Below are 14,266 nucleotides of genomic sequence, written 5' to 3'. Positions count from 1 at the left end.
TCCCCGTTGTTCTCAGACAGGCTTCTGCTACGGTAACGCGGGAATCAAGAGCTAGGAGATTGCAGGTGAAGACTGGATTGGGTCGCGGTGTGGCAGTTGGAACGATTTGCGCCGCCGCGTTGTTATTTTCGTCTGTTGTGCATGCGCAAAATGCGCGGGAAACGGCACAGATTGTTAAATCGATGCCCAGTGATGCGCAACAGGTTGTGCAGCGGCTTGGCGAGCTGGACCACCTGCCCGCGGGTGAGTGGCGCTTCCATGCCGGCGACGTGCCGCACGGCGAAAGCACCAGCCTTGACGATTCGAGCTGGCAGACGGTGAAGCCTGGTTTCACGGCGTCGGGCGACGCCGCATGGTTTCGCTGCTGGGTCGAAGTGCCCAAAACGCTTGACGGATATGATCTGACCGGAACCCGCATCTGGTTCCGCTTCTCAGCCGAAGCAAATGGGCCGATGCCCCAGATCATCTACTTCAATGGCAGCCGCGTGGCCCTGGGTGATGATCTAGAGCCGATTGTAGTGTTCGATCATGCAAAACCGGGTGACAAAGTCCTCATCGCTGTCAAGCTGATGCAGACTGTCGATCGGAAGCGCTTCCGCAATGCGGAATTTAATATTGATTTTTCTGAGAGCCGCCCGAATCCGGATGATCTGCGCAAGGAATTCCTCTCAGCCACGCTGCTTGTTCCCAGCCTGTCGAAGAACCCGCAAGCCGACGAAGCGACGCTGGAGAAATCCATCGAGACGGTTGACTTGAAGGCCCTTGATGCGGCCGACCAGACGAAGTTTGACGCCTCTCTCAAACAGGCATCCAGTGAGCTCGAAGCGCTTAAACCGCTTCTGCAGCAGGGCACATTCCACCTCACCGGTAACTCGCACATTGACGCCGCATGGCTCTGGCCCTGGACGGAGACTGTTGACGTGGTCAAGCGCACCTTCTCGACCGCATTGCAGTTGATGAACGAGTATCCAAACTACACCTATACGCAGTCCGCCGCTGCATACAACTACTGGATGGCGACCAAGTATCCGGAGATAAACGACGAGATCAAGAAGCGCATCAAGGAAGGCCGCTGGGAAGTGGTGGGTGGCATGTGGGTTGAGCCTGACCTGAACATGCCTTCCGGCGAGGCGACTGCGCGTTCGATTCTGCTGGGCAAGCGGTTTTACCAGCAGGAATACGGCGTCGATGTCCGGATTGGCTGGAACCCCGATTCATTCGGTTACAACTGGCAGTTGCCGCAGATTTACAAGAAGTCCGGCATCGATTATTTCGTGACGCAGAAGATGGCTTGGAATGACACCAACCAGCTTCCATTCAAGCTCTTCTGGTGGGAGTCGCCGGACGGTAGCAAGGTGCTGACCTATTTCCCGCATGATTACGCGAACAACAATCTGAATCCGGTCCGCCTGTCGTATGATCTGGCGTCAGCCCGCAAGTTTTCACCCGGCATGACCGAGATGATGGACCTCTACGGCATCGGCGATCACGGCGGCGGTCCGACTCGCGCAGTGCTGGACGAAGGTGACCACTGGTCGCAGCCGGACAAGATCGTCCCAAGCTACAAATTTGGGACGGCGCAGAGCTTCTTCAGCACCGTCGAGAAGGAAATTGCGCCTGAGTCGCCGACATGGGATTACTTCTCGATCATGAACGGCTATAAGGAGCCGCCCACGCCGTCCGCGGGTCAGATTGCCATTCCGACCTGGAAGACCGAAATGTACTTCGAGTACCACCGCGGAGTGATGACCACGCAGGCCCATCACAAGTGGAACATGCGCAATAGCGAGGAATGGGCACTCAACGCCGAAAAGTATGCCTCGCTGGCATGGCTCGACGGCAAGTCCTATCCCAATGATCAGCTGACCGATGCATGGAGGACGATCACGTTTAATGACTTCCACGATTTGGCGGCCGGTTCTGGTATCGGCATCATCTACAAGGAAGCGCAGGAGCAATTCGACAAGACCCATCTGGAGACAGACAAGATTTCGCAGGATTCCCTGAAGACCATCTCTGCGCGAATCAACACGGCATCCGCAGTCAAGGGCGCGAATGAAGTTCCAGTGCTGGTCTTCAATCCGCTGGCATGGGAACGTTCCGGCTGGGCTGAAGTGTCGGTACAGATGCCGAATGCCGCGTCGAACGGCGTCTCAGTCCTCGACCCGGTGGGTCATGTTCTGCCTGCTGTTCAGCTTTCCAAAGACGAAAAGACAAATTCGTTCAAACTGCTTGTCGATGCGAAGAATGTTCCGTCAATGGGCTATGAAGTGCTGCATGTGGTTCCCAGTGACAGGCCATTCACCAGCGACCTGAAGGTGAACGGACTGACGCTGGAAAACGCTGATCTTCGCGTCACCGTGGACAAGACCACAGGCTGCATCACCAGCCTATTTGACAAGAAGACGAACTTCGAGACGCTCTCCCAGGGCGCCTGCGGCAATGAACTGCAAGCGTTCAAGGACACACCGAAGGACTACGACGCATGGAACATTGATCCCGGCACGCTGGATGTTCCTCCGACAAAGCTGACCGACGCTGATTCAGTCGAGCTGGTCGAAAAAGGCCCGGCGCGCGCTTCGATCAAGATCACGCGCCACTGGTCGAAGTCGAAGTTTGTGCAGGAAATCCAGCTTGCGGCCAATTCGGATGAGGTCAACGTTGTCAACGACATCGACTGGCATGAGGACCACATCCTGCTGAAGGCGGCCTTCCCGCTGGCGGTCAAGAACGACAAGGCCACCTATGAAATTCCGTACGGTAGTATTGAACGTCCGACCACCCGCAACAACAGCTGGGACAAGGCGCAGTTTGAAGTTCCGGCGCTGCGCTGGGCCGACCTGAGCGACAGCCAGCACGGCTTCAGTCTCATCAACAACTCAAAGTATGGCTACGACGATGCCGGCAGCGTTCTGCGGCTCTCACTGCTGCGTTCGCCGACATGGCCCGATCCTGTTGCGGATCGCGGTCATCAGCACTTCACCTTCGCACTGTATCCTCACGCCGGAGACTGGAAGCAGGCGTTAACTGTCCGTCATGGCTACGAATACAACTATCGGCTGAGGGCCGTTCAGGTAGAAGCTCACAATGGAACTCTGCCGCTGGAGCACTCCTTCCTGACTGTTAAGCCAGAAAATGTGGTGCTGACGGCCATGAAGAAGGCGGAGGACAGTGATTCGCTGATTCTGCACATGTACGAATGGGCAGGGAAACAGGCGAACGTCGAAATCGCTGTTCCGCCGGGAGCGACGGCAGCCACGGAAACTAATCTGATGGAAAAGCCGGAGGGTTCCCCTCTGACCGTCACTGGCGACCATGTGACGGTTCCAATTCACCCATATGAAATCCTTGCAGTCCGCCTGGATTACTCGCACGGCAGCTAAATCTCAAGTTCGCTGGATTCAGGGCCGGAGTCGACAGGGACTCCGGCCATTTTTCTAGCTGCTTCCCATTCACTGACTCGGCGCTTTTCGTTGACCGGCCCTGCTCGCTCCGGTATCTTGGAAGAGTGTGACGGCTTGAGCCCTGATGGCGCAACTGTTGACAGTCCAATCTGTCCAAAGCTGCGGATTCTACATTTCCGCAAAATGCTAGATCACTCTCTCTGATTCCGGACAATCAAGGGCGCATGCACAACGAGGAGATTTGACGGAAATGCAGAGGTCACAAGCTGTTTGACTCAGGCTAAGATATTTGGCCAGCTTACTGAAGTAGGATGTGAGACGGATGAGTTCAGAACGACTCTTTACTCCGTTAAGCATTGAAGAATTCGTACATATCAGATGCCGGAAGTGCATCTAAGCCCTCATTCGCAAGGCAAGAATCGTCGGGAGAAATTCACTCCTGCCACTGACTGATGGAAGACACAAAGTAAAGTTTGAGGGAAAGAAGGAGCTTATACCAGGAATGCAAGGACAAGCGATTACGCCGCAACGGCCGGAATTGCCTCTGGCACCCCCTGTAAGCGGCACGTTGGAACATTCCGTCCTGACTCCGGGCGATGTCCGCAAAATCATCATCAAGCGGAAATGGGTCATTCTTGGCTGCGTCCTTGTTGGTCTTCTCGTGGCCAGCTATTTTGCGTTTTTGACGGTGCCACTCTATGAAGCCGTAGCGCAGGTCGACATCGATCTGGGCCGCTCCACCAACATCGGCATCAACGATCTAATCGAGCAGAACCTCACCGGCGAAGACGCGACATCGGAACGGTTGCAAACTGAGGTATCGATCATGCGCAGCAACACAGTCGCGCTGGATGTGATCAATACGCTCGACCTGTACCATAAGGAGCCGTTTTCACAGGCGTTCAAAGGATCTCCCTATAACGGACACCTTACCCCTGCCCAGCGCACCGCCTTACTGGACATGTTCGCCGGAAATCTGAAGATCATGCTTGTTCCGGGTACGAATCTGGTGGAAATCCGCTTCACGAACCCTGACCCAAAAGTAGCGACAACCATTACAAATGCGGTTTTGGATGCGTATATGGAGCGCGACCTGCGCGCACGCTTCGAGGGCACAAACCGCATCTCGAACTGGCTGTCGCAACAGTTGAGCGCCTTGAAAAAGCAGGTGGAAGACTCGCAGCAGCAGGTAGCGCAGTATCAGAAGGCAAACAATCTTATTGGCCTCAACGCAGATGGCCAAACGCTAGTTACCGACAGCCTGCAGACTGTAAACCAACAGCTTGCGGAGGCGCAGGCTGATCGCATCGTAAAAGAAGCCCGCTACAGGCTGGCTCAGACCAGAAATCCTGAGCTGCTCGTCTCGGTTGCCCCAGGTACGACGCTGACCTCTCTGCGCGAGCAGCAAAGTGAATTGATGGTGCAATACGCGCAGCTGAAATCGAAGTACGGGCCAAACTGGCCGAAGGTGAAAGAAGCCGAAAAACAGCTCACCGATGTGCAATCCAGCATCGATACGGAAATCAACAACCTGACGAACCGTTTCGAAGAGGAATATAACGCCTCGGTTAAGACGGAAAACCTGCTGCGTGACCGCCTGGAGCAGATCAAATCAGAGGCCTATCGCGCCAATGAGTCCACTGCCGAATTCGAAATCCTGAAGCACGGAGCCGAATCGGCATCCGACCTGTACGATGCGCTGCAAACGAAGCTGAAAGAGGCCGGCATCACGGCGGGGTTGAATTCAAACGACATTGACGTGGTTGACAGGGCGGCGATTCCGGCGTTGCCGGTTGCGCCAAGAAAACGCCGTGACCTGCTCCTTGGCCTGGCAGGCGGCCTATTGATTGGCATCATCGCCGCGCTCTTTCTTGAGTCGCTTGACGATACCATCCGTACCTCCGATGATGCCGAAGCTATCACCGGTCTGCCTGCGCTCGCGGTTATTCCGCACTTTGATGTTCTCAAGAAGATTGGTACAGCCGCAGCGGAATCCACTGCCATCGAGAAAGAGCGCAACTCCAGGGTTTCGCCTGACCTCCTCTCCTATACCGACCCGCAATCGATCATTGCCGAGGGCTTTCGGACGCTCCGCTCATCGCTCCTGCTATCGGCTGTCGACCGGGAGCCACGGCTCATCCTGCTCACCAGCAGTTTTGCCGCGGAAGGCAAATCAACCTGCGCAGCCAACCTCGCCATATCTTTCGCCCGCCGTTCGGCGCGGGTGCTGCTGGTGGACGCCGATCTGCGCAGGGGCACGCTGCATCTCAAATTTAAGACCTCCAACCGGGCGGGCCTGTCCACACTGCTCTCTCGCGAGTCCGGCAGCGAGGCATATGAGCAGCCATTGCCCGACCTTCCCAACCTGACTGTCATCACCCGCGGCCCCATTGCTCCCAACCCCGGCGAGATGCTTGCATCACGGAGCATGGAAGACCTGCTTCTGCAGTGGCGGCTCGAATACGACCACGTCATTTTCGATACCTCGCCTGTGCTTGCCGTCGCAGACACTCTGAGCCTTGCGCCGCTGGTGGACTCGGTCTTTATCCTGGTGCGGTCCGGCATCACTCGTAAAAAAGCGCTCTCCCGCGTACGCGACTTGCTGAAGCGCGCCAACGCAAGAGTCCTGGGAACGCTGGTCAACGACGTCGACCTGCGGCTGGAAAATTACTACACCTATTCGAAGCGCTACGACTACGACTACAACAAGAGCTATGGAGCAGGCTACGGGGCGACGAATGACGAAAAGTAAGACTCAGGTTCTCTTCGTAGTTATGCTTGCCGTTTTGACTGCGTTTGGGCAATGCGCGTTTTCTCAGGAGCCGGCACCCGGGCCTTCACAAGATCAACAGCGCTCCGCCGCGCCGAATATCGCTATAGGCGCAGGTGATCTTCTGAACATTGTCGTTTTTGACACGCCGGAGTTGACGACTTCCGTGCGTGTTACCCAGGACGGCGATGTAAATCTGCCTGTCCTCGGCATGATGAAGCTGGCCGGCCTGAACACCATCGAAGCGGCGCGAAAGATCGAAGATGAGCTGCGCTCCCGGCATCTTATTCTTGAACCACACGTCACCGTCTTTATCACTGAATACGCTTCTCAGGGAGCGACCGTGATGGGCGAAGTGAGAACTCCGGGGGCCTATCCGACCCTCGGCACGCGCCGTCTACTCGATATGCTTTCCGTCGCCGGTGGGCTGCAGACAACGGCAGGGAAAACCGTTTCCATTGTACATCGCGACGATCCGCAGCACCCTGTAACCATTCCATTGCAGTCCGGGTCGGCAACGATGTATGCCCAGGAGAATCCCATCATCCTGCCGGGCGATACCATCGTCGTGGCGAAGGCCGGCGTCGTTTACGTGATTGGCGATGTGCTGAAACCAGGCGGATTTCTGATTGACAACAACACTCCCATCTCTCTGATGCAGTCGCTTTCGCTCGCCGGAGGATGGGACAAGACAGCCGCCCTGAGCAAGACCAAACTTATCCGTAAGACTTCCGAGGGCAGGGAAGAGATCGATCTTGATCTAAAGCATGTCGCCTACGGTTCACAGGCGGACATGAGCGTGCAAGACGGAGATATTATTTTTGTTCCATCGAGTGTCAGCAAGACAATGACATATCGCGGGATAGAGGCGGCCATCAGTCTTACAAGCAGCCTGTTGCTCTATTTGCATTAAGTCACCCGGAGTGTAGCTATAAGCGCGCCATCGGACACAATGAAACGTACAACGGCAAGAAACAAAGTTTGCGGTTTCACCGACTCATGCTGGACGAGAAATGCGATTTAACTCTATCACATTAGTTAGCACGCGCAAGATCGTATTTGTGTTGGGAATCGCTGCAATTGTGTCTGCCTTAGTACAGATCATGCTGGGGGTGTCGTTTGGCGTCCTTGCATTTGCGCTTTGTTCGATAGCAGCCGGCCTCCTAGGCTTTGCTATGCTGGGTGCGTATAACCTAGCTGCGTGGTGGTGCCTGGCTTATACCTTAGGCAATGTCTTAATTGCACTCTATGCAAAGACTATCTTCGGACAGACGCTAGACTCAAATTTATATACTCCACTTAGTTCATTTGTAGTTGAAGCGATCTGTTCCTTTTCATTTCTCTGCGCTTTGCTTATTTCCACATGGATTAATGTAGGGGAGCCTATCTTTACACCAATCACCGATTTAGGTGTATTAAGTTTTCTATCATGGGTATGCTTCACCATTGGAATCGCTGTTTTGCTTTTTCATCAATATGTGGACACTCGCAACAATGTCGAATATGGTGGAATAACATTCTTGGGCGATTTCGTGAGCATGGGGATAATCGCTCGGACATCCTACGTACTTACGCGAAGTAAGGGCCGCCGCTATTTCGATAGTGTGCTTGTGGCGATGCTTTTTCTAGCAACAGCCGTTGGCATTTTGGGGAATGGTAAGACCACTACAGCCGCTCCATGGATTAGCTTTTTTGCAACAATTCTTTTTTTTAAGGGAAGCTTGCCTTGGCGATATATCATCGGTTTGGCTTGTGGAGTTGTTGTGTTTGCCTCAGCCATCGCTCCGGCAATACATGTATTTCGTAACATGGGCCTGCGGAACCTGACCTTGACCGAAGAAATACAGGCTTTCGAGTATACGATTCCTCTTATTTTAAGCCCTGAGGAATTTTCATTTAAAACAGGCGAGCTTGATCGGCAACCAAGCGGCTATTACTATTACTTTGGTGGAAACAAAGCACAAATTATCTTAGGTCGATACGTTTCTGTACAGCAAATAGATCCTGCGATAGCTGCAACTGAGGCGAGCGAACCAATGGGGAGCGATTTGGTTGTTTCTGCTCTACGCAGACAACTACCAACATTTGTAGACCCGAATAAACCAAAAACCACAAACGCATTTATGATTTTGGTTCACGATGGCTTAACCAATGCATCTCATGGAGCATACCCAACGCTACCTTTTGCAGGCGAGATTTATGTGGCGTTCGGAATGAACGGCGTAATTTACGTTCCTTTTCTAGTTTTCTTAGCTTGCATGCTGGTGCTCAAAAAGGTTGGATGGAGTTTACATCAAAATATAGTAGCCATTTATATCTTTTGTATTGACGTTGTTCATATCCAGGAAAGTGACCTGTCGGGTTTCATTGGGTTTATCTTTCGATACATCCCTCTTATGTGTTTGATATTGCTACTTTTAATGAAAATGTATCGTTGGCTTACATTTCGCCAGATTCCAGAGAAGGCTTTGACTGCGTTGTCGACCGTTAGGCAACGTGACAGTACCTTGTGAGGGCCGAATTAATGAGTCGACAGGCAAGTGTTAATAAATTATTTTTGTTGCTTGGTGCATGGGCTGTTTCGGCTTTAATGATTTATGGGCAGGAGCTTTCCACACCACTATCTCCATCACTTAGCTCTGGCCTTAATTCAAATGTTGCTCCGACAACATCTCAGGAAATTGAGCCAGGTGCAAACAACCTGCTGACTCCCGAGGAACGCGTTTTGCCTTACGATGCTATCGGGGCGAGCATCGTGGCTACATCCATGAGCCCCTCAATCACCCAGTTTTATCTGTTACTGTTGAGCCGCTCTCCATACCAGATTGACAGCACGCTGAAAGATGCGACATTTCTTACTGGCATCCCACAGGTGATCGCTGCCAACATCACAGACGTTATCACCCGAAAACCCCAGAAAGTGGGGCAGACTATACCAACACTCTCTTTCGGTGTTGCGTCAGCCCTCTCCACCGCATTGCAGGGAAAACTGACGCCGGGCGCGAGCGGCGATCTGTCCAAGGCGACCGCGCCGCAATCCTATTGGAGAGCAGGCGGCTCCATGGCGGCGTTGGCGGCAATCAACTCTCTCCAGGCTCCCACGGAAACAACGCAGCAGCAACCCGGCCAGTCTTCAGATTTAAGCCAAACCACCATTAAAGATTCCATTAAAAGTAATGGCCTCGTCCTGAAAAAGAAAGATAAAGATGCAGTCCATGGCGTGGGATCCAACGTCCAAGCCCAATCGACGGACAAGACCGCTGACTATAGCAGGAGCCCGCTTGAAGCGCCTGCGTACGGAGACCAGGGCTTGACCACAGTGGCGGATAGTCCCTTCGAAGGCCTGGACCAACGCAGCTTTCTCAATCCGGACGTCACCCTGGCTTCGCCTCTTCGTTTCTTGTCCACCAGGAGAGAGAAGATACCATCCCGGGAGAAGATGTTAGCCGCTTCGCAGTCAGGGCAGGAATTCTCCATTCGGTCGCGTACGGGACGGCAATCAACAAACCGGTCGATGAAGGACAGGGAAATGTCGCCCGATCAATCCCGGTTGACGAAATTGTCGCCGGGAAGAGAAGCGGCGAAACCCAAATGGCATAATCCGATCCTGCAACAATGGGAAAGTGGGGCAAACCCCAATCAGCAGTGATCTGGAGAACAATTCAGCAATTTAAACTGGTGGGGGCGAGTAGATTGGAGCAAACAAAATGTTTCAACGGAAAATCACCTGGTGCTGTTTCCTCATTTCTCTCTTCTTCCCCGGTTTTGTCTTAACTGTTGCAGCGCAGAACACGAACGCCTCGCAAAGCCGTTCGATACGCAACTGGGCCCGTTGCGACGGCAAAACAGATGATGCCGCCAAAGTTGCCGCCGCATTTGATGCGGCAAAGAATAGCGCCTTCACCCTGGTAGTGGATTGCCCGGTCTTTATCCACATCGGCACGGATATCCGCCGTCCGATTTTTATTGATGACGGAACCAAGGTCGAGTTCACAAAGGGCGGCCAGTTTACGGTTGACAATGTTTTTGTCCCCGCTTTTGTTATCGCCAACGCCGCCAACATTCGTCTGACCAGCTGGCGCATCCTGTATCAGGGCGGGCTGCCTTCGGATCCAAATGTTGGAGGTTACTATGACAATGGCGTTTTTATCAAAAAGCCAAATGGCTACGCCCAGCCGTCCTTTGCCTTCAACGACGGCGCGATAACCCAGTGGCTCACGGCGCATAAGGGAATTCATTTTACTGGCGCGTCGTCGCCTTGGGCTGGGCCTACCAATACCTCATCAGTCTTTTACATCATTGGCCGCGCGCGCGATGTGACGATTCAGAACTTCAGCATATCCGTTCCATCCAATGCTAAAGGTAGCCAGTTCATTCCAATGGTTTTTTCATTTACAGTGGGCTACAACAGCAATCAAAGCGTTACGCGCCAGACGCCCCTTATTGCGCAGTATTGCTCAGGCCCGAGTAATTTCACGTTTTCGAACATTACATTTGATGTGTATTATATGGGATGGCAAGGGCGAATTCAAAACACCACTTTTCAGCACGTGCGCGCCTACCGATATGGAGATCTGGAGGGTGTGGACGGCGGGAAAGTAGGTGGAGTCGGCAAATGGTTTGCTCCCCCTCACCTGTTTTATCTTAACTACGACCCGAAAAGCGGAATCGTCAACCAGAACATCCGAATAACGGATGTGATTGATTATGGCCAGCGAGTCGGCACAGCGCGCGACCTGGGAGCTACCGACAGTCACAGCGGATACGCGAATTCGCTTAAGATCGGCGCAATCGACAGCGTTGTGGATGGATATACTTCTTATCGCCCCGACGGACTGCTCGACTTGCTGACGAGCAGCAACCTGACAATATCCAACATCACCGGTACTTACGATTCCTCTTTTCTGAATGACCAATACCCTGGCATCCGCTTTGTTCAGCCACCGTATCAGCATGTAACATTAGAAAACGTTACTCTGACGGATAAGGCTCCAGCCACAAAACAATTGCCGATCTGGGGCACGCGGGATGCTTCGAGCAATCAGATTGTGATAAAGAATGTCAAAGTAAATCTCAACAACTGGGCCAAAGCCGCCCCTCTCAGAGCTACGCCCAACGTGAGAGCCGCCGCCAATGTTGCACCTTCAGTCGGAGCCAAAGATTTCAGCAATCTGTGCCCTCCTTTTGGAGGGACGAACAACAGCGTCGATATTCAAGTCACAACGCCGGGGCATGTTCAAAAATGCGGCCAACCGTGACAGAACCCTTTGTGGTTTGGGTTTTTCTGCATCAAAGATGAGTGGATACAGTTTGAGTGAGAGCGCTGAACTTACACAGGTTGCCGGCAGAATCGACAAGGTGCGCTCGCCCCTGCGTATTTTGCACGTGATCCATTCGCTCTCCCTCAAACATGGTGGGCCGCCCGAGGGATTGAGGCAACTCGCCGAGGGCTACTGCCAGGAAGGCATTCACCTGGAGGTTGCGTCGCTGGATGATCCTCGTGAAGCTTTCCTGGGCGAACTTCCGTTCGTCACGCATGCTCTGGGACCGGCGAAGTCAGGCTATGGATATTCGTCTCGACTTTTCCCCTGGCTGCAGGAGCATCTCAAGGATTATGACGCCCTCGTGATTAACGGCATCTGGCAGTATCACTGTTTTGCCGCATGGCGGGCAGCCCGCAACAAATTGCCCTTTGCTGTGTTTGTTCACGGCGCGCTCGACCCATGGTTTAAAAAGAAATATCCACTTAAGCACGTGAAGAAGTTATTGTATTGGCGGCCCTTTCAATATCCGGTCTTGCGTGATGCTCTGGCTGTTCTATTCACCACCGAGACAGAAAAAGAGCAGGCGTTGCTGAGCTTTCAGTTAAACCGGTGGAACGGGGTCGTAGTTCCATATGGAACAAGCCAACCGACCGGTAATCCTGATGCGCAAAAAGAGGAGTTTTTCGCAGCCTGTCCAGCCGTGCGAAATCACTCCTTTCTTCTTTTCATGGCGCGCATTCATGAAAAAAAGGGATGTGATTTGCTTATCGACGCATTTTCGCGTGTCCGATCCAGAGCATGTGGCCTGCATCTTGTGATGGCAGGTCCCGACCAGGTGGGATGGACAGCGGCTCTTCAAAAGCAAGCACGACGCCTGGGAGTAGACGATCGGGTCCACTGGCCCGGGTTGTTGCAGAAGGGTGCAAAGTGGGGCGCCATCTACGCCTCCGAGGCATTCATCCTCCCATCGCATCAGGAAAACTTCGGCATTGGTGTGGCGGAAGCTCTGGCATGCGGCAGGCCCGTGCTTATTTCCGATAAAGTTAATATCTGGGAAGATGTAATAGCGGACGGTGCCGGCATTGTCGACGAAGATACTGCCGAGGGAACGCACAGGCTGCTTACAAAATGGTTGGAAATGCCGGAAAATGAACGTAGTGAGATGTCGCAAAAGGCATCGAAGTGTTTCGTAAGACGATACTCTATGAGAGGCACGGCCAAAGCGATTCGTGTAATGTTTGAGCACGAGATTGATTTGGTGCGAAACGGAAGAGTATACAACCGTACTGCGGAGTGAAAACATCTGGTCAGGAAATGATATGAGTGAAAAAAGTACGATTGCTGTTGTAGGTTCGGGATACGTGGGGCTGGTTGCGGCCGTCTGCTTTGCAGAGATCGGTCACAACGTCATCTGTGTGGATAACGACGAATCGAAGGTGTCACAGCTCAGCGACGGTGAGGTGCCGATTTTCGAGGAGTACCTTCCGGAACTGTTGGCGCGCCATCGCAACAAGTCCATTGCCTTCACAACGGATCTTCACGCCGCCACGCAGAAATCTCAGATAATCATTGTTGCCGTGGGTACTCCCCAAAGCCAGACAGGCAGTGCTGATCTCTCATACGTGGATGCGGTTGCAAGCCAGATCGCGCGCTCAATTACGGAATACAAACTCATTGTTGAAAAAAGTACAGTTCCTGTATACACGAATGAGTGGATTAGCAGGGTAATTGAGCGCAACGGTGTTTCGCGCGAGCTTTTCGATGTTGCTTCTAATCCGGAATTTCTGAGAGAGGGCACCGCAGTTGCTGATTTTCTCCATGCGGACCGCATCGTGATCGGTGTGGATAACGAGCGTGCGGGTAACGTGTTGCGCGCAATCTATGAGCCGCTGACGTCCGGAAGCTATTACCAGTCTGCAGATGCAGTGCCCGGATCGCGTTCAACGATCGACCCACCTCCGCTGCTTCAAACGTCCACAAAGGCGGCGGAACTTATCAAGCACGCGTCAAACGCTTTTCTCGCGATGAAGATTTCTTTCATTAATGTAGTTTCCACTCTTTGTGAAGCCGCTGGCGCTGACGTAGAGGAGGTTTCCAAGGGCATTGGAACCGACGGCAGAATCGGCCCAAAGTTTCTTAAGGCGGGGATTGGCTATGGGGGTTCATGTTTTCCAAAGGACGTTGCTGCGTTCCGTTATGTTGCGGAACAACTGGGCGTTGATTTCGGGTTGCTCAGGGAAGTCGAAAAAATCAATTCTGAACAAAAGCGGCGATTCTTTCAGAAAGTCCGTTCCGCCCTCTGGACTTTCCGCGGGAAAAAGCTAGGGGTATTGGGTCTTGCCTTCAAAGGGGGGACCGACGATATTCGCGAGTCACCTGCGATTGATCTTATCGCGCAGTTTTTGAAAGAGGGCTGCATTATTTCAGCCTATGATCCCGCAGCCATGGAGCGGACAAAGCAAGTGCTTCCTCCTTCCGGAACATTGAGTTACGCAAAAGATCCCTATGAAGCAGCACGCGACGCCGATGCTCTTTTGGTTCTTACTGAATGGCAGGAGTTTGCCGAGCTTGACCTGGACCGTCTCCATTACACTCTGCGCTACCCAATTGTCATCGACGGCCGCAACCTCTTTGATCGGGAGATGATGGTACGGCGCGGCTTCACTTATTTAAGCATAGGGAGACCCGGCGCTACGCAGGTGAAGAATGCGGTCCTCTCAAATAGGCTTCCATGATCGATGGACCTATGGCGCTTCGCTACGGCAATACATTTGTAACTGATGCAGTTTCTTTTGCGCAGAATATGACCTTGCTTTTCTTGACCGGCA

8 protein-coding genes are annotated in these 14,266 nt (G+C 53.0%); all 8 read left to right on the top strand.

What is annotated here, in order from left to right:
• Positions 1–65 precede the first annotated feature (65 nt).
• The 8 genes from VEV40_RS03495 to VEV40_RS03460 all read left to right on the top strand — a co-directional run bounded on the left by VEV40_RS03495 (position 66) and on the right by VEV40_RS03460 (position 14,173).
• The gene (locus tag VEV40_RS03495) at positions 66–3,383 is read left to right on the top strand and encodes an alpha-mannosidase (RefSeq protein ID WP_324830194.1); all 3,318 of its coding nucleotides are present in this window, start codon (positions 66–68) and stop codon (positions 3,381–3,383) included.
• Between the two features lie 523 nt (positions 3,384–3,906).
• Positions 3,907–6,156, top strand: coding sequence for a GumC family protein (locus VEV40_RS03490; RefSeq protein ID WP_324830192.1), 2,250 nt, complete (start codon positions 3,907–3,909; stop codon positions 6,154–6,156).
• Positions 6,143–7,087 carry a polysaccharide biosynthesis/export family protein gene (locus VEV40_RS03485; RefSeq protein ID WP_324830191.1) on the top strand — a complete coding sequence of 315 codons (945 nt, stop codon included), beginning with the start codon at positions 6,143–6,145 and terminating at the stop codon, positions 7,085–7,087. Before VEV40_RS03490 ends, VEV40_RS03485 begins: the two co-directional genes overlap by 14 nt.
• 100 nt (positions 7,088–7,187) lie before the next feature.
• Positions 7,188–8,687: a hypothetical protein gene (locus VEV40_RS03480; protein WP_324830189.1), complete on the top strand. Its 1,500-nt coding sequence runs from the start codon at positions 7,188–7,190 to the stop codon at positions 8,685–8,687.
• Positions 8,688–8,698: 11 nt separating this feature from the next.
• Positions 8,699–9,823 (top strand): hypothetical protein, encoded by a 1,125-nt coding sequence (locus VEV40_RS03475; protein ID WP_324830187.1) that lies wholly within the window; start codon positions 8,699–8,701, stop codon positions 9,821–9,823.
• Positions 9,824–9,881: 58 nt separating this feature from the next.
• The gene (locus VEV40_RS03470) at positions 9,882–11,432 is read left to right on the top strand and encodes a hypothetical protein (protein ID WP_324830186.1); all 1,551 of its coding nucleotides are present in this window, start codon (positions 9,882–9,884) and stop codon (positions 11,430–11,432) included.
• On the top strand, positions 11,407–12,735 hold the full coding sequence (locus VEV40_RS03465) for a glycosyltransferase (RefSeq protein WP_324830185.1): 1,329 nt from the start codon (positions 11,407–11,409) through the stop codon (positions 12,733–12,735). The genes VEV40_RS03470 and VEV40_RS03465 overlap by 26 nt, the downstream gene beginning before the upstream one ends.
• Positions 12,736–12,757: 22 nt before the next feature.
• Positions 12,758–14,173 carry a UDP-glucose/GDP-mannose dehydrogenase family protein gene (locus tag VEV40_RS03460; protein WP_324830184.1) on the top strand — a complete coding sequence of 472 codons (1,416 nt, stop codon included), beginning with the start codon at positions 12,758–12,760 and terminating at the stop codon, positions 14,171–14,173.
• The last annotated feature ends 93 nt before the right edge of the window (positions 14,174–14,266 follow it).

It is taken from the genome of Alloacidobacterium sp. (assembly GCF_035631355.1).
In the GTDB taxonomy this organism is placed as follows: Bacteria; Acidobacteriota; Terriglobia; order Terriglobales; family Acidobacteriaceae; genus Alloacidobacterium.
The sequence above is the reverse complement of the archived record's forward strand: the minus strand, read 5'-3'. Positions and strand labels throughout refer to the sequence as shown.